Below are 21,558 nucleotides of genomic sequence, written 5' to 3' on the forward strand. Positions count from 1 at the left end.
ATTGTAATGTAAAGCCCGCTCGAACGCCCTCATTAATTAATTTTTTTAAGCTTCTCTTTTCTCTAAAATTGCCATCGCCAGTCTAATTTTATGATAAGGAACGACTTCTTTTAAATGCTCAAAAATGGGTTTCATTATTTTTGTTTCGCCTGTAGCTTTTATAGCTTCTTTTACACTTACTACCTCGTCTTCATTTACAAACTGAGCCAGACTTTCAATTTCGCCACTTAAATATAAAGCAGCAATGTGAGAAAAAACAGTGGCAACGGCGATGTTTCTTCTTACCGCAATTTCTTCGATAGATAAACGCTGACGGTAGAGTGATAAGGTTTCTTTATAAGTGCTTCCTTTTAATTTTTTGGAAGATGAACCCGAAGAAAAATCAATAATAGCGTTTAAAAAAGCGTTACCGTATTTTTCTAACTTATGCTCTCCAACACCAGAAATTAACAACATATCTTGTGAAGTGATAGGTTTTTGATTAACCATTTCTGACAAGGTAGCGTCTGAAAAAATGACGTATGCCGGAACGTTTTCTTCAATAGAAAAATCTCTTCTTACTTTACGTAATTGGTTAAATAATTCTTCATCATCAGTAATAGCATTGTTTTTTCTGGTTTTTACTGTTTTATCTGTTGCTTGCAAGGTTTGTAAAACGGTAAGCTCCATTTTTCTTTTTCCAAACAAAATATCTTTACCTAGTGGGGTAATTCTAAGCGCAAAATTTTCATCGTAAGCAATTTCTAAAACCCCTAAATTTAACATCTGCATGAGGTAGCGTTGCCAATCTATGGCAGGGACTTCTGCTCCGGCACCATGTGTTTTCAGTTTATCATAACCTGCGGCAACAATTTCTTGTTTTTTAGAGCCTCTTAAAACATCAATAACCATGTTGGCGCCTTCTTTTTCGCCCATTCTCATAATTGCCGAAAGCGCTTTTTGCACCATTAAAGTGCCATCAAAATGCTTTCGAGGGTTGCTGCAAACATCACAATTGCCACAATTTTCTTCCAAATTTTCTGAAAAGTAATTCAATAAAATTTTTCGTCGGCAACTGTCTGCTTCAGCATAATGTTGCATTCGCTTTAGCTTTTCTAAATTCACCTCGGCCATGGCGCCTTCACTGGCAAATTTATTCAACATAATTAAGTCGGCGTAATTGTAATATAAAATGGTTTCAGATGGAATTCCATCTCTGCCAGCCCTACCAATTTCCTGATAATAACCTTCTATATTTTTAGGTAAATTATAGTGAATTACCCAGCGTACGTTAGATTTATCAATCCCCATTCCAAAGGCAACAGTGGCGCAAACTACCTGCAATTCATCGTTAATAAAACGATCTTGAACAGATGAACGGGTTTCACTACTCATACCTGCATGGTAAAACATAGCGCTCACTCCTGCATTTGCTAAAGCTTCATAAGCTTCTTCACATTTTTTTCTGCTGAGGCAATAAATAATCCCACTCTGTTGATCTCGTTCCTTCACAAAATCTATAATCTCCTCCATTTTTTCTTTTGGCTTTACGCCGATGCGGACATCAAGACTTAAATTTTTTCTGTCAAAAGAGGTGATAAAAACTTGTGGGGTTTTAAGTTTTAATTGTTTGATGATATCTCTTCGGGTTACTTTATCAGCCGTTGCTGTTAAGGCCATAAATGGGATATGAGCAAAACGCTGTCTTAAAAAACCGAGTTGCGTATATTCTGGTCTAAAATCATGTCCCCAAGAAGAAATACAATGCGCTTCATCTATAGCAAATAAACTTGGTTTACAAACTTGGTTGATGATATCGATATCAGAAATTAATTTCTCTGGAGATACATATAACAAGCTAATTTGACCTTTGTGGCAAGCATCCAAAATCATTTGCTGTTCTTCAAAAGTTTGCGAGCTATTTAAAAATGCGGCTGCAATTCCGTTGCTTCTTAAGGCATCTACCTGATCTTTCATTAAAGAAATTAAAGGAGAAACTACAATAGCTGTTCCGGGCAGTAATAAGGCAGGAATTTGAAAACATAAAGATTTTCCACCTCCGGTGGGCATCAATACTAAAGAATCGGCACCACTCAACACTTTTTCTATAATTTCTTCTTGCTGAGGGCGAAAAGAATCATATCCAAAATATTTTTTGAGGAGTTCTGGTGGTTTTAGCATCGTAAATATAAAATTAATAGGAAAATCAATTCATCATCAAAATTTGATAATGAATTGGCGAAGATAGAAAATCAGTTTCGACTACTAAGCTTAGATATTACGAATGGGGAAAGAATTTATTTAATGTTTAAAGCGCTCAAACGAACTTCTTTCTAGTTCTTCTCTATGATCTGGATGGGCAATATTTGTTAACGCTTTGGCTCTTTGTTCCATATTCATTCCAAACAAATTTACAGCGCCATACTCTGTAACCACCCAATGGATGTGGCCACGGGTGGTCACTACGCCTGCGCCAGGTTTTAATAAAGGCACTATCCTTGAAATACCTTTTGCGGTAACAGACGGGATTGCAATAATTGGTTTTCCACCTTCAGATAAGGCAGCGCCCCTTATAAAATCCATTTGGCCGCCAATGCCAGAGTATTGGTAAGTACCAATAGAATCAGAACAAACTTGTCCGGTTAAATCTATCTCAATAGCACTGTTAATGGCCGTTACTTTTGGGTTTAAACTTAACACTCTTGGGTCGTTAACATAGCTAATGTCCATTGCCTTAATAATGGGATTATCATCAGCAAAATCATATAATTTTTTGGTGCCCAGCATAAAAGAAGTTACGCAGTAGCCGTTAACAACCTTTTTTAAACTGTTGTTTATGGTTCCGTTTAAGATGAGAGGAATGGCACCGTCAGAAAACATTTCTGTGTGTAAACCTAAATTTTTATGGTTGGTAAGGTTCTTTAAAACCGAATCTGGTATGGTTCCAATTCCTAATTGTAAAGTGGCACCGTCTTCTACTAAGCCGGCTACAATTTTTCCGATTTTATCATTTATTGGGTTTGAGGCCGAGTAGCTTACTTCTTGCAAAGGTTCATCAACCCATACCGCAGCATCAAATTTACTAAAAGGTACAAAAGCATCTCCGTGTACCCTAGGCATATTTGGATTTACCTGAGCAATTACTTTTTGTGCTGTACTTACCGCCGATCTTGCAATATCAACCGAAGTACCTAAAGAGCAGTAACCGTGTTTATCTGGTGGCGAAACTTGTACAATGGCAACATCTATTGGTAAAATATTACGCGTAAATAATAATGGAATTTCACTTAAAAAAACAGGTACATAATCGCCCATACCACTGTTTACAGCCTTTCGGTTACTTTCAGAAACAAATAAAGAATTCATAAAAAAGTGCCCAGCCAAATCAGGGTTGTTCATATCTACGCCTTGTTGGGTAATACTTACTAATTCTATATTGTGTAAACGATGTTTTTGGGCAACCATTTCATTAAATAAATGAACCGGGGTAGCCGCACTACCATGTAAAAAAACCCTTTGATTAGATTGAATAAGCTGGATTGCCTCTTGAGCGGTACAGTACGTATTAGATGTGTGCATGTTTAAAATTTGTATAAAACTATTGAAACTAAATCATCGTAAAAATGACAGTAGTCACGAAATTTAATGAACTATTGCCAAATCATCTACATTAAAAGAGTTATCCTATAGAAGGATTGGCTTGATTAATGATAAACACAAAACAAGGTTTATTGTAGTTAAATATCACAATTATTACTTACAAAAAATTTAAAAGCGTTGCTATTAGCATTGGATTAAAAATTTCCTCTTATTTTTACGTCAAATTTTAGAATATGAATTTCCCTGCAGAATTAAAGTACACTAAAGATCACGAATGGATTAGAGTTGAAGGTGACGTAGCCTTTGTTGGTATTACAGAATTTGCACAGCGTGAGTTGGGTGATATTGTTTATGTGGATATTAACACCGTAGGTAGTGAAGTTGCCGAAGGCGATGTTTTTGGAACCGTAGAAGCTGTTAAAACAGTTTCAGATTTATTTATGCCCGTTACCGGAACCATTTTAGAGGTTAATGCTGCTTTAGATGCAAATCCAGAAATGGTAAATCAATCTCCTTACGGCGATGGTTGGATGGTAAAAATAGCTCTTGATCCTGCTTTGGCAGAAGCTCTTTTATCTGCTGATGATTATAAAGCTTTAATAGGCGCTTAGTATGTTTAACACATTAAAGTTTCAGTGGCCAGCAATGCTTTGGTCAGTGTTGGTACTGATTCTTTGTAATATCCCTTCTGAAGATGTTCCTGGTGCGGGCCTTTTTTTTGAAGGGTTTGATAAGCTAGCTCACCTAGGTTTTTTTTTCACCTTAACAGTTTTACTGTTTTTTGGTAAAATAAACCAACAAAACAGTTATGAATACCGTATACTCACCATTGTAAAAATATTATTAATTAATGTTGCTTTAGGTGGAGGAATTGAATTATTGCAATGGAAAGTTTTTACCTACCGTTCTGCGGATTGGTGGGATTTCTTTGCGGATATGACCGGTTTAGGCATGGGAATTTTCAGCTATCTTTTATTACATAGAAAAGCTTACTTGATAAGATTTGTAAAGCAGGATTAAATTAAAATCATGAAAAACACTTTAAAAATCACTTCCATTTTTTTGTTCGTATTTTGTTTAAGTGCTTGTGGTGTTTTTAAAAAAGGCTGTCAATGCCCAAAATTTAATCAACAGATTGTTCCTGCAAAAGGTATTAAATAAGAATTGTTTTAGGTTTAGGGATTCATTTAAGTCTAAAGAATGAATTGAAACTTAAATGACAAATGGCTTAAATCTTATTTGGATTTAATATAAATAAGCTTTAATTTCGTCTCACTCATTTAAAACACCATGAAGTTATCGCAATTAGCAATAGGACAGCAAGGCATCATCAAAGAATTTACAGATTTAGAAATGTCTGTGAAACTGATGGAAATGGGTTGCCTACCAGGAGAATTGGTTAAAGTAGAACGTGTTGCTCCTTTTGGAGATCCAATAGCCGTTTCTGTTTCAGGTTACCAATTATCATTAAGAAAAAAAGAAGCTTCTACCATAGAATTAATTTAATCTTTAAGATTGAAAAATAAACTCCGAGTAGCATTAGTAGGTAATCCCAACACCGGAAAATCAACGATATTTAATGCGCTAACGGGTTTAAATCAAAAAATCGGAAATTTTCCTGGAGTAACTGTTGATAAGAAAACAGGAATTAGTAAACTGCCAGACGGTCAGTTTATAGAAATTGTTGATTTACCAGGTACTTATAGTTTATACCCAAAAAGTGCCGATGAAACCATCGTTTTTGAGGTTTTATCTAATCAAAATAACCCTTCTTATCCAGATTTAGTGTTAATTGTAGCTGATGCTACCAATCTAAAAAGAAACCTTTTACTGTACACCCAAATTGCCGATTTAGGTTTGCCGGTCATCATTGCATTAAACATGATGGATTTGGCGGCTAAGGGCAATATGGAAATTGATATAGATGCTTTAGCCAAAAGGCTAAATATCCCTGTAATTCCACTAGCGGCAAGAAAAATACAAGGCATTGAGGAGCTTAAAAAAGCGATTCAATACCATACCAAAATACCTTTGCAGTTACCTACTATTGATGTAGAAGTGATTGCGCCAGAATTAATCAAAGATATTTCTAGTTATTTAGCTATTGAAAATCCTTATGTAGCGCTTCAAATTGCGCATCAGCATGATCATTTAAAGTATTTAAGTAAAGCTCAAAATGAACACATTAAGGCCTTAGAAATTAAATATGACTTTCATAGTCAAAAGGCACAAGCATCAGAAACTATTGCCCGCTACAATTACATTAACGATATATTATTAGATACTGTAAAATATACTTCGGTTGCTTTAGAAGAGAATATCAGTAATAAAATAGACCATTATTTGACCCATAAATTTTGGGGACTAATTATTTTTGTTGGAGTGCTTTTTGCTATTTTCCAATCCATTTTTGCTTGGTCAGAATATCCAATGCTTTTGATAGAAACCGTATTTGTATGGTTAGCAGAAATGGGTCATCAGTATTTACCAGAAGGCGCTTTAACCAACTTATTAATTGATGGCGTTTTAGCCGGTTTAAGTGGTGTTATGGTTTTTATTCCGCAAATAGCGCTATTATTTGCTTTCATATCTATGTTAGAAGATACGGGCTACATGTCTCGTGTTACTTTTATGATGGATAGGCTCATGAGAAAAGTGGGCTTAAGCGGAAAATCTGTAGTGCCTTTAATTGGAGGTTTAGCTTGCGCTGTTCCTGCTATTATGAGTGCCCGTACCATTGAGAGTTGGAAAGATAGAATTATCACCATTATGGTGACTCCTTTGGTGAGCTGCTCTGCTCGTTTGCCTATTTATACCTTGTTAATCTCTTTAGTGGTCCCTAAAAAAATGCTTTTGGGCTTCATTAATTTACAAGGCTTAGCCATGATGTCTTTATACCTGTTAAGTATCATAACAGCGGTTTTGGTAGCCTGGGTAATGAAATTAATTATCAAAAGCGACTTAAAAAGCTATTTCATTATGGAATTGCCCGTTTACCGGATGCCAAGATGGAATAACGTGGGGATAACCATGTATGAGAGCGTAAAAACTTTTGTTACAGAAGCAGGAAAAGTAATTGTAGCAGTTTCTATAATTTTATGGGTTTTAGCCAGTTATGGTCCATCTAATAAATTTGAGCTGATAGAGAAAAAATATCAAACCCAAGAAATTATTAAAGGCTATTCTCCAGAAGAAATTAATAGACTAAGAGCGTCAGAAAAGTTAGAGAATTCTTATGCCGGCGTATTGGGGAAATCCATAGAACCCGGTATTAAACCTTTAGGTTTTGATTGGAAAATTGGGATTGCATTAATAACTTCATTTGCTGCCCGAGAAGTTTTTGTAGGCACAATGGCCACCCTTTATTCTGTAGATGGTGATGATACCAAAATGGAATCGGTAAGAGAAAAAATGGCTAAAGCTACCAATCCAAACACAGGCGAAATTGTTTTTACCACTGCAACCGCTTTTTCTTTAATGATTTTTTACGCTTTTGCTATGCAATGTATGAGCACAATGGCTGTGGTTTACCGAGAAACAAAAAACATTAAATGGCCATTGATTCAGTTTTTTTATATGTTGGCGTTGGCTTATGCCGCTAGTTTTGTTGTTTATCAAATCTTAAAATAAGTTAAAACGCTAACTAATTTTTCTCCCTAAAAAGCATATTTAAACATTTTCCGTTACCTATTGGCTATTTCACTGTAAACCGCTTCAGGTTATCTAATTATATGCTAAGAAGATTAATAAAAACTTGGTTTTATTAGGCAATAAAACAATCTGTTAAAAAGTTATTTGTACTACAAATATTTTATGCAGCATTAATCCTTATCATTTTCATTTCGTCATAAAGGCCATTAAACAAATCATAAAATGAAAACATTGCTTAAATATTTTTATTTGCCTTTTGTCCTTTTAGTGGGTGTATTGTTTTTTTCTTCTTTTTTAGTCGATAAAAGCGATAAAGGTCAAGCCTCATTTCCTTATAAAAAAGCTGGATTAACTGATCGTCAGGCGGCGCTTCATTTATTAAATCGTTTTACTTATGGCGCAAAAACCGAAGATATAGACTTTGTTTTAAAAACCGGATTAGAAAAATGGTTTCAGCAACAACTTACCGGTAAACTGGCAGATGATTCCTTAAAGCAAATGCTTTCTGTTTATGATGTTATCAATTTAAGCAATCAAGAAGTATCCAATATTTATCCAAAAGGAGCACAAGTATTAAGAAGAGCCATCAAAGATGGTTATATTGATAAAGATTCTGTAAACAAAGCTGATCAAAAAGAATATCGTAATAAGTTAAAAGCTTACATGGATGATAAAGGTTTAAAGCCTCAACAAGAGCTTTTTAGGCAATTCATCAATCAAAAAATATTAAGAGCTACCTACACAAATAACCAATTACAAGAAGTATTAACAGATTTTTGGTTCAATCACTTTAATGTATCTATTACTAAGAATGATTGTGCCATGTTTATTCCAGCTTATGAGCGAGATGTAATTAGACCCAATGTTTTTGGAAAGTTTGAGAACCTAGTTTTAGCTACAGCAAAATCACCGGCCATGCTTTATTACTTAGATAATTTTAGTAGCGCTGGCACCAATACAAACTTGGAGGTTCAACCTAAAAGAAACCCTGCTATGCTTAATCAAACTGTTAATGATAACATGAAAGCGGCAGCATTACAAAAGCTACAACAGAATAGAAAAAATCAAGGTTTAAATGAAAACTATGCCCGTGAAGTAATGGAACTACATACTTTGGGTGTAGATGGCGGTTACACGCAACAAGATGTAACACAGGCAGCAAAAGTGCTCACTGGCTGGACGGTTTTCCCTATGGATGAGGAAGGTGCTGGAGGAGCGATAAAAAAAATGATTGAAAAAGTTGGCGAAAGTAAGCTAGAAGAGAGAGGTTTTATACATCAAGGAGATTTTTTGTTTGCTGCCAACAGACATGATACTGGTGAAAAAAATGTTTTAGGTAAACGATTTACCGCAAACGGAGGATATGAGGAAGGCGTACAACTATTAACAATGTTGGCTAAAAACCCATCAACTGCAAAATTTATTACTAAAAAATTAGCAGTACGTTTTGTAAGTGATAACCCGCCACAAAGCTTGTTAGATAAAATGAGCAAAACCTTTTTAGATAAAGGTGGAGACATTAAAATGGTATTGACTACCATGGTAAATTCACCAGAGTTTTGGAGTAAAGAAGCACTTAGAGAGAAAACAAAATCTCCTTTTGAATTAGCCATTAGTGCCGTTAGAACTTTAGATGCAGATATCACTCAGCCTTTCCAGTTGTACAACTGGATTACAAAAATGGGGCAAAAAATGTACTATTACCAAGCACCAACAGGTTTTCCTGATAAAGGGCAATACTGGATTAATACTGGTGCATTATTAAATCGTATGAATTTTGGATTGGCATTGGCCGCTCAAAAAATTCCGGGAGTAAGAATTAATTTGGCTAAGCTAAATAACAATCACGAGCCAGAAAGCCCAGAAGCAGCTTTAACAACGTATTCAAAAATAATTATGCCCGAACGTGATTTAAGCGAAACCATTAAAAGGCTTACGCCGATGTTGAGCGACCCGGATTTAATAAATAAAGTAGATAAAGCAGCTAGTAATGCCGTTGTTCCTAACGCATCGTCTACTATGATGAATGCTGACGAAAATAGGTTGATGAGCGATGAGAACATGATGGTTAAACCAAAAGATCCAAAAGGAAAACTAGCTGTTAATAAAGCCAAGCAAAGTTCATTTGGAAATAATACCATGTTGGCACAAGTAGTAGGCGTAATTATAGGATCGCCAGAATTTCAAAGAAGATAAGTATTCATAGATAAATAGAATTAGTATGACATCTAGAAGAGGATTTTTAAAAGCCGGAGGAATAGCCCTTTTTGGAGTAGGATTAGGCGGTGTGCCTTCATTTGTTGCGCAGGCTGCGCAAATGATTCAAGCACCTGCGTTGTTTAAGAAAAGAAAGACTTTGGTTTGCATTTTTCAACGTGGGGCAATGGATGGTTTAATGGCCGTTAATCCGTTTACAGACCAATATTTAAAAGCCGCCAGACCAACCTTATTTATGTCGGCAGCAAAAAACGCAACAAATAAACCTTTAATAGATTTAGACGGACGTTTTGGTTTGCATCCATCCATGGCAGCTTTCGAATCTGTTTTTAAAGATGGAAGTTTAGCCATTGTGCATGGCATAGGCTCGCCAAATAGTACCCGTTCCCATTTTGATGCGCAAGATTATATGGAATCTGGCACACCGTTTAATAAAGGGACTGCTAGCGGTTGGTTAAACAGAGCGGTTGGCTTGCTAGGGCATGAAGCTGCTACTCCTTTTCAAGCGGTAAGTATGACTTCTTCTTTACCTCGTTCTTTTTACGGTGATCAGCCTTCGGTAGCGATTAGTAATCTTCAGGATTTTGCCATTCAACTGAAAGGAAACCCAAACGGGGCAAATATGGCATCAAAAAGTTTTGAAGATTTATATGATCAAACTTCTTCTGGTCTTTTAAAAGAGACCGGTAAAGAAAGTTTTGATGCAGTGAAGATGCTCGATAAAATAGATACCAAAAACTACAAAGCAGCAAATAATGCAATTTACCCAAATACAGCTTTAGGGAATGCGCTCAAACAAATTGCACAATTAATTAAAATGGATGTAGGTTTAGAAGTGGCTTTCGCCGAATCTGGTGGTTGGGATACGCACTTTAACCAAGGAACCACAAACGGGATTTTTGCCCGTAATGTGAACGATTTAAGCGAATGTATCATGGCTTTTTGGACAGATATGGGAACACTTCAAGATGATGTAACCGTAATGACCATGACAGAGTTTGGACGTACCGTAAAACAAAACGGAACCGGCGGAACAGACCATGGTAGAGCTTCTTGTAATTTTATTTTAGGTAATGATGTAAATGGGGGTAAAGTACATGGCTTGGTAAAACCATTAGCCATAGAAAACCTAGAAGATGGTAGAGATTTAGCCGTAACCACCGATTTTAGAAGTGTTTTTAGTGAAGTTGCTGATAAGCATTTAAAAATCAACAATGATAAATTATTGTTTCCAGATTGGACTGGGAAACATATAGGGATGATGAAAGGATAATCTCATTTTAAGTTTTGTATTAGGGATTGACGTGGAAATCATTTTTGTTTTTTACAAAAATATTGGAGCAAAAGCCCGACCCCAGATTTTTTTTTCTGGGGTAATGCCCTAATCTACCTTTTGCAAAGGAATTCCTTTACTGCCAAACTCATGATATAAAGTTCTGGATGGAAAAGCGAAATCGGCTTCGTTTTTTAATACAATATCCATTACGCTATAATTAATTTCCTCTTTAATTTTCATGTACATATTGTAATCTACAATTTCAATAAAATACAAAACCTGAATGTTTAAAGATGAATCGCCAAAAGAATCAAAAGTTACTAAAGTATCTTGTGTAGTTTCTTTATGTGTTTGAATATAATCTGTTATTTCTTCTGAGATCTTTCTAATCACAGCAGGAGATGTGCCATACAAAACACCCACGTTAAACTTCACTCGTCTTAAATTTCTTAAGGTTAAATTTTCTAACGGACTATCAATCATTTTTTTATTTGGGATGACTACTAAAGTTTTATCCATAGTTCTTAATAGCGTACTTCTAAAGCCCACTTTCTCTATCACACCATCGTAACCTGCTACATTCACTAAATCGCCCACAACAAAGGGTTTATCTGCAAAAATGGTAAAAGAGCCTAGTAAGTTTTGTAAAGTATCTTGAGCGGCTAAAGCAATTGCTAAACCACCAATACCCAAACCAGCAACAATGGTAGCAACATTCATATTAAATACAGCGCCCATCACTACAAAAACGCCTAAAATAATAGCTATAATTTTGCTCAATTCCCTTAAAAAAGGAACCATTTGGTCGTCTGTTTTAGATTCTGTTAAACTAGCCCGATAAGAAAACACATGAGAAATAAAATCTATGGTTCTTAATAAAATTCTAAAGGCAGAAATTATAATGAGGAATAAAAATACCTTGTCTAAAACCTGAATAATAGTAATGGTATATAAAGATTTGCCAACTGTTCTTTTAAATACCACCACCTCTAAAGGGTAATTTAATTGGTTAATGGCGACATAAAAAACAATAATGCTGATTAAAAATTCTATAGGTTTTACCAGTAAGTCTAAAAATTTATCAATTTTAATTTCTTTAGAAAACTTATGGAATAAGGTAAATAGTGATTTACTTATAATTTTAGAAATCACCTTTTTAAGAATCAATCCCAAAAGAATAATCCCAATAAAAAGCAGGTAACTTTTAATGGTATTTCCCCAAACTATCTGATTTAGAAATTGTGTGTCCATTTGCTCAAGATATTGTTTTTGAATTTAAATGTCAATTTAAAATTTAGTACAAACAAAAAAACCTCCCGATGTTTGTCGGAAGGTTTTTAATATTTTTAAAGTATTAAACTCTTTTAGTTTTGATACGAGCAGCTTTACCAGTAAGTTCACGTAAGTAAAATAATTTTGCTCTACGTACTTTACCAACACTGTTTACTATAACTTTATCAATGTTTGGAGAATTGATAGGAAATATACGCTCAACGCCAATACCGTTAGATATTTTACGAACTGTAAAGGTTTCAGTTGCGTTTGTGCTATTTCTTTGGATAACTACACCTTGGTAAACTTGGATACGCTCTTTATTTCCTTCGCGAATTTTATAATGAACACTAACTGTATCTCCAGCTTTAAATGCAGGGAAAGATGTTTTAACTACTGCCTGCTCTTCTACAAATTTTAATAAATCCATGATTTTTTTGCGATTAAACGATGATCTAAAATGTGATGATCGCCCCTAAATTTCGGAGTGCAATATTAGGGATTAATTTTTATAAATAAAAACGAATTTAAAAAATTTAGTTGTCAAATTTATTTTATCTGGGAATTTTAGACTTTCTGGTACTGTAATAAGCAATAATTGAATAAACAAAAGCGCCAAATAATGCGTTAAATGCAAAGTTAATTAAGGTGTCTCTTACAGAGTGCGTTCGTATATCTACACCAATAAAAGTATATATCCAATAAGCTATCAGTAAAATTAACAGCAACCATCCTACGGTAGAAGATGGGATATATAAAATTCCTTTTCTTTTAAACCAGGGCTTTTCCATAAATAAAATGAATTAGAATGTTTCATTTAAATTTACGCATTAATCCAGCAAATCGGGTCTTCTTTCTTGTGTTCTTTTTAAAGCTTCCTCATAACGCCAATTCTCTATTTTAACAGGGTCTCCGCTTAATAAAATATCAGGTACTTTATGCCCTTTCCAATCGGCGGGTCTGGTGTATAAAGGTGCATCCAGCAGTTCTCCTTGGAAAGAATCAGACAGCGCAGAAGTCTCGTCATTTAAAACACCCGGAATCAATCGCACTACCGCATCTACCACAATAGCAGCGGGCAGCTCTCCGCCAGATAAAACATAATCTCCTACAGATATTTCACGAGTCACATAAATATCTCTTATACGCTGGTCTATGCCTTTGTAATGGCCGCAAAGAATAATGATGTTCTCTTTTCCTGATAGCTCATTAGCCATCTCCTGGTTTAAAGTGACCCCATCAGGCGTCATAAAAATAATTTCATCGTAAACCCTTTCAGCTTGTAGTTTTTCTATGCAATTAGAAAAAGGCTCAATTTGCATTACCATGCCACTGCCGCCCCCGTAAGGATAATCATCTACGCTTTTTTGCTTATTATTAGTGTATTCCCTCAAATTATGGACATGAATTTCTGCTATTCCTTTTTTTTGCGCTCTTTGTAAAATAGAATGTGCAAACGGACTTTCTAATAAGCCAGGTAAAACAGTAATGATATCAAAACGCATATTTTTAATTTACGATTTTTTTGAATGATGATTTATAATTTTTGGGCGTTTTAACAGGCTTTCCGCTAAATCTTTTTATTGCCGTCCTTCGACTCCGCTCAGGATGACAATAAAAAGGATACCGCTTCAATCCTTAACGCAAATTCAGGGTCACTAAAAATCAATTACTCCAAATACAAATCCAGTAAACCTTCTGGTAAATCTAAAGAGATGGTATTGGCTTTAATGTCAATTTCTAAAATAAAAGCTTCATTTAACGGAATTAAAACTTCCTTTTCCTGATAAATAATGGTTGCTATAAATTGCTGCGGAAACTCTTTTACTTCTATAATTTCTCCTAATAAACCTTCATGTTCATCAGTAGCAATAAAACCTTGTAAATCTGTAAACGAAAATTCTTCTTTCTTCTTTTTAGGCTTTAGCCTATTTGGAAGGTATATTTTCTTTTTAGTAATGTTTTGCGCCTTATCAATATGATCTATATCCTCAAAAGAGAAATAGCCTACTTGTGGCATAGGTATTTTATAAGCAGAAACAAAAAAGGGAACCAATTTGCTATTCACCTCAACAAAAACCGAACTAATTTTGAGTTTCTCAGGCTCAGGATAGGTAAAAGAAACCTGTACTTCTCCCTTTAAACCTCTGGTTTTTGTGATGTAACCAATTTCAAAACACTCTTCAATTTTCATTCAAATCTTAATTTGATGCAAAAATACAGATTTGAGACCTATTAATCCGCCATTTCTAAGCTTTCCCAAGTTTCTTTTTTATACGAAGCAAAAGAAATCCATGCAAATAAAGTCATTAATGCAGCGCTTATCCATATAACGGTTTCCCATTTTGCCGCCCAATTATGTAAAAAACCAAAAGCTATTGGGATGAGCATAATAAAAAAGGTAATAAATGTTCTTCCTCCTTTTTTAATATTAATAGGCTGAGAAAAGGGTAAACCTTTTACCTGAAAAACAGCCACTAATAAGCCATAAATAATACCCACCATAAAGGCTAAAATTAAATCGTTTATCACTTTTGTACCCCAAAAAGTTAAGCTAAATATAGAAACCACTAAAAAGTAAGGAACGTAATATTTGGTAATTACTGCTTTAAACATTCCTGCTAAAATTTTACCGGGCTGTTGGTGTGGGGTAGTAAAAAATATCCACGATGCTTTGTATTTCTCTGTGAGGCTCACATATTGTAAAACAGTAGTGAGCACAAAACTGGTAAGATAAATAAGTAGGATATACATATCTCCTGATAGTAAAGATTGCCAGTTTTCACTAATGCTGCCTTTTTTACCTATAAAACCGAAATACACAAAATATACAGGGACATAAGCAAAAGAAGGATAAACTTTCACTTTAAAATCGCGGTAGCGAGAAGATAATAACCAAGTGAGTTTAAAGCCTGCATTTTCTATAGGATCTGGCGCTAAGCTTTTTGCTAAAACATTCATAAATCCTTTAGAAGCTCCTTTTCCTTCTGAAGAAATAATAGTACCATCATCGCCACTGCCGCTGATAGAAGATAGCTTTTGATTAAAACCTGGCGCCAATACTTTTACCACTAAATACAATGATAATACAGGAGAAAACACCGCTAACAAAGCATAAGCTACCGTTAATAAATCTGTAGATTTAAAATTAACAGCCATTTCATGCAATGCGGCTATCCAAACCGGGGGTACAATGGCTAAAATTTTAATGCTCTTAATTTCAAAATTTTGTAGCGTACTGGCGGTCATTAAGCGGGGTAAGGTGTAATAAGCCGCAAAAATGAGTACCGAGAAAATGATTTGAAAGTAAGAGATAAAGTCTTTAAACTTTTGCGGACTGGTTACTTTTAAAACAATTAAGTAAATGATATTTACTAAAAAAATGCTGAGTACAGTTGCTATAAAAACTTCTAAAATAAAAACCAAACTAGCTATTGGACCTTCCCAAATAAAGCTATAAATCATCCCCGAAAGGGAAATTGCCAAAGCCATTTTTGTGGTATGAATGCCAATATGTAAAATTCTGGAAATGGTAAATGTGCTATCAGAAACCGGGCGAGGCAAAATAATATAATTGTCTCTTACGTCTATTAATACACTGGTGAAATCAGAAATTAAAGTGATGGCCAGCATCACCATAAAAGCCGAAAAGTAAATGGTATGGCCTACAAAAGGTTGTTTGGCAATTACTAAAAGAGCGGTAAAAAATAAGCCGGTAATCCCTAAAAAAAACATGGTAAGCCAGCTAGAGTGGTTCACTTCTTTTTTTTGTTTTTGTCTTTGTTGGTTATAAACGTTTGGTCTGCGGTCGTCCATTTTCATTTTGGTGGTTAAAATGATGCGGAGTTGATTTGGATCTACGCCAAAACGCACAAAAACGCCTTTAAAAAGCAATACGAAATTGATGATGTATTTATTAAACATAAAAAATTAGTTTAAAGCGTTTAATACATCATTTGCTTCTTTATTAGATTCTTCTTTGCCGGTAAGTTTGGCAAAAATGCTTTCTAATGTTTGGTTTCCACCGGCTTTTAAATCTTCAAAAGAACCATCGGCAATAATTTCTCCGTTGGCAATCAGTAATATTCTGTCTGATACTTTTTCTACCACATCCATCATGTGCGAGCAATAGAAAATGGTTTTTCCTTCTTTGGCTAAAAGAGCAATTAATTCTTTTACCATAATCACCGCATTGGCATCTAAACCAGAAAGCGGCTCATCTAAAATGATAATTTTTGGGTTGTGTATAATACCAGATATTAACAACACTTTTTGGCGCATTCCTTTAGAAAAAGTATCCATACGTTGGTCGGCATTGCTACCAATTCCAAAAGCGTTTAAGAGTTTTAGGGCTCTATCTGCAATATGGTCTTCTTCCATGCCGTAAAGTTTACCCACAAAATCAAGGTATTCTAAAGGGGTTAATACTTCGTATATTTCGGCGTTTTCTGGTACATAACCAATCTGACTTTTAATGCTTACCACATCATCTTTAATGCTTTTGTTGTACATGAATACTTCTCCTTCAAAGTCAGGAATTAAACCAGTTAAAATTTTAACTGTGGTTGATTTTCCCGCTCCGTTTGGTCCTATATAACCAATCACCTGGCCCGGATAAATTTCTAAATTAATGCCTTTTAGAACTTGTTTTTCGCCGTAGCTTTTCTTTAAATTTCTAATGCTGATGATAGGTAGTATTTCTGATTCCATGTTGTTGTTTATTTTTTAAACCTGAATTAGATTATTGATTTTGCGCTTAGTTACAGAATTGTTTTTTTGCGTTAACGATTTAGTGAAAACCCTTTTTTGTCCTTCGACTCCGCTCAGGACGACAACAAAAGATTGTAATGGATAGCGTGTTATCCCGATAGCTATCAGGACGCCCAAAATTCCTTGTTTTTGATCTTATTAATCTCAATCTCTAAATATAAGATATGTTCTATAAACGAGTGTATTTAAGCATATAAATTAGAAGGTTTTTGTAATTACGAATTTTTTAATATTTTCACAGCATACAAAAACATGAAAAAATATCTATCCATGTTATTAGTTACACTAGGTGTAGCTTTAACAACTTATGCACAGGAATCGGCAAAGCAAGTATTTGAAAGTCCCAAATTACAAACAGAAATAGGCACTCATAAATTAGTAGCTATTTTACCTTTTACGGTTTCTATTAAGTATAAAAAGCCGCCCAAAAATTTTAGTGCAGAAGCAAACAGAGATCAAGAAAAATCAATGTCTAAATCTATTCAAAGTAGTATGTACACTTTTTTGCTAAGAAAAGGAGAAAGCTATTCTGTTGAATTTCAGGATGTAGAAAAATCAAATATTCTATTGAAGAAAGCTGGGATGTTAGATAAAATGGATGAGTTTACTAAAGATGAAATTTCTAAAGTTTTAGGAGTTGACGCCGTAATTGGTGGAACTTTTGAATCTGAGCAAACTAGATCTGATGGTGCTGCAATTGCAACCACTATATTGTTTGGAAGCATGGGCGGAAAAACTGGATCTGGAACTTCTGTTCTTACCTTAAACAATGGTAAAGATGGAGAATTACTTTGGAGATTCTTTAAAACAATGGACGATAATATTTTTTCTTCTACAGATGATTTGGTAGAAAGAATGATGAGAAAAATAAGCAGAAATTTTCCTTATATGAATTAGTAAAAAAATGGCTTCCAAAACATCTGGAAGCCATTTTTGCTTTTATGAAATGAGATTTTAAACTCCCTTTTTCAACTTCCCTTTATACGTTTTTTTAAATTGCTCAAAACGAGGTAAAGAAACATTATTTACATAAGGGTTTCCACTTCCTTTACCAGCATTAATATAATCTTGGTGGTATTCTTCGGCTTCGTAGAAAGCTTCTAATTTTTGTAATTCGGTGACCAAAGGTTTTGCAAAACGATTGGTTTTGCTGATTTCTCTAACCGCATTCATGGCAATTTCTTTCTCCGCATCTGTTTGGTAAAACAAAATAGAGCGGTAAGAAGAACCTCTATCTGGTCCTTGTTGATCTTTGGTTGTTGGATCATGCGATGCAAAAAAGACTTTTACCAATTCTTCATAAGAAATCACTTTTGGGTCGTAATAAACTAAAACGGTTTCTGCATGGCCTGTAGTTTCTGTATTCACTAAATCGTAAGTTGGGTTTTTGGTAGTTCCCCCTGCATAACCAGAAACTACTTCGCCAACACCTGCTACGGCTTCAAAAATATGTTCGCTACACCAAAAGCAACCTTCGGCAAAAGCAACAACAGCTTTCCCTTTGGGCGGAGTAAGATCCATTTTTTTGTCTTTTTGTTTAGATGAATTGGTTTGTCCGTTACTGTTGCAGGCAAATAGAAACACTAAAACGCTTATTGAAAATAATTTTATAATCTTATTCATAACAGTTTTTAAAAGCTTTGTCTATTGATGAACGCATTCCTTACATGAATAGTTTTGTAGAAACGAGAATTAACCCGCCCAACTTTCTCTGTCTAAACTTCTAAAATGAATAGCTTCGGCCAAATGTTCAATGCCAATTTCTTCGCTTTGAGATAAATCTGCAATGGTGCGGGCTACTTTTAAAATTCTATCGTAAGCTCTGGCAGATAAACCTAATTTCTCCATCGCTTTCTTCAATAACAATTGCCCTGCATCAGAAATTAAACAAATAGACCTTACCATTTGCGGACTCATTTGCGCATTGCAGTTAATGTTGTCGTTTTCTAAAAAACGCTTGTCTTGCATTTCTCTGGCTTTAATTACTCTTAATCTCACTACTTCACTTTTTTCTGATTGCCTGTCAGAAGATAGTTCATCAAAATTTACGGGTGTGACTTCCACATGTAAATCAATACGATCTAATAATGGTCCGCTTACTTTACTTAAATACTTTTGCACCACTCCAGGTCCGCAAATACATTCCTTTTCGGGATGATTATAATAACCGCAGGGACAAGGATTCATTGCCGCTATCAGCATAAAACTGGCAGGATAATCAACAGACATTCGAGCTCGGGCAATGGTTACTCGCCTTTCTTCTAACGGTTGGCGCATCACTTCTAAAACAGTACGTTTAAACTCAGGTAATTCATCCAAAAATAAAACCCCATTATGCGCTAAAGAAATTTCGCCGGGTTGAGGATTACTTCCTCCACCTACTAAAGCCACATCTGAAACTGTATGATGAGGCGAGCGAAATGGGCGAGTGGTAATGAGGGAATCTGTAGCGGCTAGCTTACCTGCTACCGAATGTATTTTAGTGGTTTCTAAAGCTTCGTGTAAATTAAGTGGTGGTAAAATAGTGGGTAAACGTTTAGCTAACATAGTTTTTCCGGCTCCCGGCGGACCAATTAAAATAGCATTGTGACCACCTGCGGCAGCTATTTCTAAAGAGCGTTTAATGTTTTCTTGCCCTTTAACATCAGCAAAATCTGCATCGTAATTGTTTACGGCATTGTAAAATTCATCTCGGGTATCAACAATGGTGAGTTCGGGTTTAATGCCTTTGCTAAAAAAGTCTATAATTTCTTTCACATGGCTTATTCCATAAACTTCTATTCCGCTTACTATGGCAGCTTCCCGGGCATTTTGTTTGGGTAAAATAAAACCTTTGAATTTCTCTTTTTTTGCTTGAATAGCAATTGGAAGCGCTCCTTTAATGGCTTGCACTTGACCGTCTAAAGAGAGTTCGCCCATAATTAAATAGTCTCCAATTTCGGCGAGTGGAATTTGACCAGAATCAGCTAAAATACCTGTAGCAATGGTTAAATCATAAGCCGATCCTTCTTTTCTGATATCGGCTGGAGCCAAATTCACAACAATTTTTTGTCGTGGCATTTTTAAACCACTGCTGGTTAAGGCGCTTTCTATCCTTAACATGCTTTCTTTAACGGCGTTATCAGGTAAACCTACCACCAAATAAATGGGCTTTCCAGAAAATATATTGACTTCTACAGTAATATTTTGCGCTTCTACTCCATAAACAGCACTCCCAAAGGTTTTTACAGGCATAAATTTTTTTATTGAAAGTAGAAAAAATATATGAAAGCAAAAATTAAGTATTTCCTCCTGTTAAAGTGCTTTCACAAAATCAGCCATTGCCAATCCCGGGTTTGCGGTTCTCATAAAGTTCTCGCCAATTAAAAAACCATTAAAACCTACCGACTTTAATAATTTTATAGTTTCGGGTTTGCTAATAGCACTTTCAGATATTTTCAGAAATTCAGATGGGATCACTTCGGCCAAAGTAATAGAGGTTTCAATACTTACCGAAAAATCTTTGAGGTTGCGGTTATTTACACCTACCACATCTAAATAAGGATTTAAACTGCGGTCTAATTCCTCTCGGTTATGGACTTCTAAAAGCGTACTTAAGCCTAAAGATTTAGCCAATTTGGCAAAGCCGAGGATTTCCTGAGGCGTTAAACAGGCTGCAATTAATAAAACAATATCTGCACCTAAAGCTTTTGCTTCCACAATTTGATATTCATCAATCATGAAATCTTTACGTAAAATGGGGATTTTATTTACAGCCCTTGCAGCAATCAAATCATCATCATGACCCATAAAAAAATCATGATCTGTTAAAACAGATAAAGCCGAAGCACCCGCAGCCGCATAACCAGTAGTTACTTCTTCTACCGTAACCTGATCATTGATGATGCCTTTAGAAGGTGATTTTCTTTTAAACTCAGCAATAATTCCAGTTTTTTTATGATCGGTTAAAAAAGTTTTTAAGCTATAGGTTTCCCTGTTAAAGCCTAATTTATTTTCTAATTCTCTTAAAGAAGTTTTGGCTTTCGCCGATGCTACCTCTTCCTTTTTGCGAGCTACAATTTGATCTAGAATATTCATTTTTATTTCTTTTTGTCACATTGAGCGGAGTCGAAATGTACTGTCAAAAGGCTTCGACTCCGCTCAGCCTGACATTCAGTGATTACCCCTAATTCTCCAGCCAATTTTTAATCATTTCTTTGCCAAACTCTGTTAACACAGATTCTGGATGAAATTGTACGCCTCGCACATCAAAATTGCGGTGACGCAAAGCCATCATTACGCCTTTTTCATCTTCGGCTGTAACTATTAAATCTGAAGGTAAGTTTTCTGATTTTACAGCCCAAGAATGGTATCTACCCACTTTAAAAGTTTGGGGCAATCCTTTAAAAACAACTTCGTTTGTCTCTTTAACAACAATATTTGTAGCTGTGCCGTGAACCGGTTTTTCTAAATTATATAACTCGCCACCAAAAACTTCGGCAATAGCCTGCTGACCTAAACAAACGCCTAAAATACTTTTTGTGGGGGCATATTTTTCTATCACTTGTAATAACAAACCTGCCTCAGATGGAATTCCTGGTCCTGGCGACAATAAAATTTTATCAAAAGCAGCTACATCTTTCAACTCAAATTTATCGTTTCTCCAAACTTCCGCATCCTGATTTAGCTCATGTAGTAAATGAACTAAATTGTAAGTAAAGGAATCGTAATTATCTATAACTAATATTTTCATTTTATTTGGGGTTTAAGGTTTGGGGTTTAAGGTTTAAGGAATTTTGATGCGTTTTACAAGC

General features: G+C 35.2%; 21 protein-coding genes. 8 read left to right on the forward strand and 13 right to left on the reverse strand.

Features of this window, described 5'->3' with window-relative positions; genetic code table 11:
* Positions 1-45: 45 nt before the first annotated feature.
* Entirely contained in the window at positions 46-2,160 is a 2,115-nt protein-coding gene (gene recQ, locus FA046_RS03800) for a DNA helicase RecQ (protein WP_136825016.1), read from the reverse strand.
* Positions 2,161-2,280: 120 nt separating this feature from the next.
* Positions 2,281-3,558, reverse strand: a complete 1,278-nt coding sequence (locus tag FA046_RS03805) for an acetyl-CoA hydrolase/transferase family protein (protein WP_136825017.1) — start codon at positions 3,556-3,558, stop codon at positions 2,281-2,283.
* A gap of 254 nt (positions 3,559-3,812) precedes the next feature.
* Here FA046_RS03805 and gcvH point away from each other — a divergent pair, with 254 nt between their 5' ends.
* The 7 genes from gcvH to FA046_RS03835 all read left to right on the forward strand — a co-directional run bounded on the left by gcvH (position 3,813) and on the right by FA046_RS03835 (position 10,720).
* Positions 3,813-4,190: a glycine cleavage system protein GcvH gene (gcvH, locus tag FA046_RS03810; protein ID WP_136825018.1), complete on the forward strand. Its 378-nt coding sequence runs from the start codon at positions 3,813-3,815 to the stop codon at positions 4,188-4,190.
* Position 4,191: 1 nt separating this feature from the next.
* Complete coding sequence (locus tag FA046_RS03815) at positions 4,192-4,599, forward strand: VanZ family protein (RefSeq protein WP_169303292.1); 408 nt, start codon at positions 4,192-4,194, stop codon at positions 4,597-4,599.
* A gap of 9 nt (positions 4,600-4,608) precedes the next feature.
* The gene (locus FA046_RS17515) at positions 4,609-4,740 is read left to right on the forward strand and encodes a hypothetical protein (protein WP_262709945.1); all 132 of its coding nucleotides are present in this window, start codon (positions 4,609-4,611) and stop codon (positions 4,738-4,740) included.
* Positions 4,741-4,869: 129 nt separating this feature from the next.
* Positions 4,870-5,085 (forward strand): FeoA family protein, encoded by a 216-nt coding sequence (locus FA046_RS03820; protein WP_136825019.1) that lies wholly within the window; start codon positions 4,870-4,872, stop codon positions 5,083-5,085.
* Between the two features lie 9 nt (positions 5,086-5,094).
* Positions 5,095-7,209 (forward strand): ferrous iron transport protein B, encoded by a 2,115-nt coding sequence (gene feoB / locus FA046_RS03825; protein WP_136825020.1) that lies wholly within the window; start codon positions 5,095-5,097, stop codon positions 7,207-7,209.
* A gap of 243 nt (positions 7,210-7,452) precedes the next feature.
* Positions 7,453-9,426 (forward strand): DUF1800 domain-containing protein, encoded by a 1,974-nt coding sequence (locus FA046_RS03830; protein WP_136825021.1) that lies wholly within the window; start codon positions 7,453-7,455, stop codon positions 9,424-9,426.
* A gap of 25 nt (positions 9,427-9,451) precedes the next feature.
* A complete protein-coding gene (locus FA046_RS03835; protein WP_136825022.1) occupies positions 9,452-10,720 on the forward strand; it encodes a DUF1501 domain-containing protein in 1,269 nt (422 codons plus the stop codon).
* Positions 10,721-10,828: 108 nt separating this feature from the next.
* Here FA046_RS03835 and FA046_RS03840 read toward each other — a convergent pair whose 3' ends face one another.
* The 7 genes from FA046_RS03840 to FA046_RS03870 form a co-directional block, all read right to left on the reverse strand.
* The gene (locus FA046_RS03840) at positions 10,829-11,974 is read right to left on the reverse strand and encodes a mechanosensitive ion channel family protein (RefSeq protein ID WP_136825023.1); all 1,146 of its coding nucleotides are present in this window, start codon (positions 11,972-11,974) and stop codon (positions 10,829-10,831) included.
* 103 nt (positions 11,975-12,077) lie between these two features.
* Complete coding sequence (gene rplS / locus FA046_RS03845; protein WP_136825024.1) at positions 12,078-12,425, reverse strand: 50S ribosomal protein L19; 348 nt, start codon at positions 12,423-12,425, stop codon at positions 12,078-12,080.
* Positions 12,426-12,549: 124 nt separating this feature from the next.
* Positions 12,550-12,786: a hypothetical protein gene (locus tag FA046_RS03850; protein ID WP_136825025.1), complete on the reverse strand. Its 237-nt coding sequence runs from the start codon at positions 12,784-12,786 to the stop codon at positions 12,550-12,552.
* A gap of 39 nt (positions 12,787-12,825) precedes the next feature.
* Positions 12,826-13,500: a tRNA (guanosine(37)-N1)-methyltransferase TrmD gene (gene trmD, locus FA046_RS03855; protein ID WP_136825026.1), complete on the reverse strand. Its 675-nt coding sequence runs from the start codon at positions 13,498-13,500 to the stop codon at positions 12,826-12,828.
* 164 nt (positions 13,501-13,664) lie between these two features.
* Complete coding sequence (gene rimM / locus FA046_RS03860; protein WP_136825027.1) at positions 13,665-14,189, reverse strand: ribosome maturation factor RimM; 525 nt, start codon at positions 14,187-14,189, stop codon at positions 13,665-13,667.
* A 41-nt stretch (positions 14,190-14,230) separates the two neighbouring features.
* Positions 14,231-15,919, reverse strand: a complete 1,689-nt coding sequence (locus FA046_RS03865) for a hypothetical protein (RefSeq protein WP_136825028.1) — start codon at positions 15,917-15,919, stop codon at positions 14,231-14,233.
* 6 nt (positions 15,920-15,925) lie between these two features.
* The gene (locus tag FA046_RS03870; protein WP_136825029.1) at positions 15,926-16,705 is read right to left on the reverse strand and encodes an ABC transporter ATP-binding protein; all 780 of its coding nucleotides are present in this window, start codon (positions 16,703-16,705) and stop codon (positions 15,926-15,928) included.
* Between the two features lie 312 nt (positions 16,706-17,017).
* Here FA046_RS03870 and FA046_RS03875 point away from each other — a divergent pair, with 312 nt between their 5' ends.
* On the forward strand, positions 17,018-17,662 hold the full coding sequence (locus FA046_RS03875) for a hypothetical protein (RefSeq protein WP_136825030.1): 645 nt from the start codon (positions 17,018-17,020) through the stop codon (positions 17,660-17,662).
* A 57-nt stretch (positions 17,663-17,719) separates the two neighbouring features.
* On the opposite strand, the gene msrA is transcribed toward FA046_RS03875, so the two are convergent.
* The 4 genes from msrA to FA046_RS03895 form a co-directional block, all read right to left on the reverse strand.
* The gene (gene msrA / locus FA046_RS03880; RefSeq protein ID WP_136825031.1) at positions 17,720-18,388 is read right to left on the reverse strand and encodes a peptide-methionine (S)-S-oxide reductase MsrA; all 669 of its coding nucleotides are present in this window, start codon (positions 18,386-18,388) and stop codon (positions 17,720-17,722) included.
* Between the two features lie 69 nt (positions 18,389-18,457).
* Positions 18,458-19,999, reverse strand: a complete 1,542-nt coding sequence (locus FA046_RS03885; RefSeq protein ID WP_136825032.1) for a YifB family Mg chelatase-like AAA ATPase — start codon at positions 19,997-19,999, stop codon at positions 18,458-18,460.
* A 60-nt stretch (positions 20,000-20,059) separates the two neighbouring features.
* Entirely contained in the window at positions 20,060-20,842 is a 783-nt protein-coding gene (gene trpC, locus FA046_RS03890) for an indole-3-glycerol phosphate synthase TrpC (RefSeq protein WP_136825033.1), read from the reverse strand.
* 88 nt (positions 20,843-20,930) lie between these two features.
* Entirely contained in the window at positions 20,931-21,497 is a 567-nt protein-coding gene (locus FA046_RS03895) for an anthranilate synthase component II (RefSeq protein WP_136825034.1), read from the reverse strand.
* Positions 21,498-21,558: the final 61 nt, after the last annotated feature.

Source organism: Pedobacter cryophilus (assembly GCF_005116455.1).
GTDB lineage: Bacteria > Bacteroidota > Bacteroidia > Sphingobacteriales > Sphingobacteriaceae > Pseudopedobacter > Pseudopedobacter cryophilum.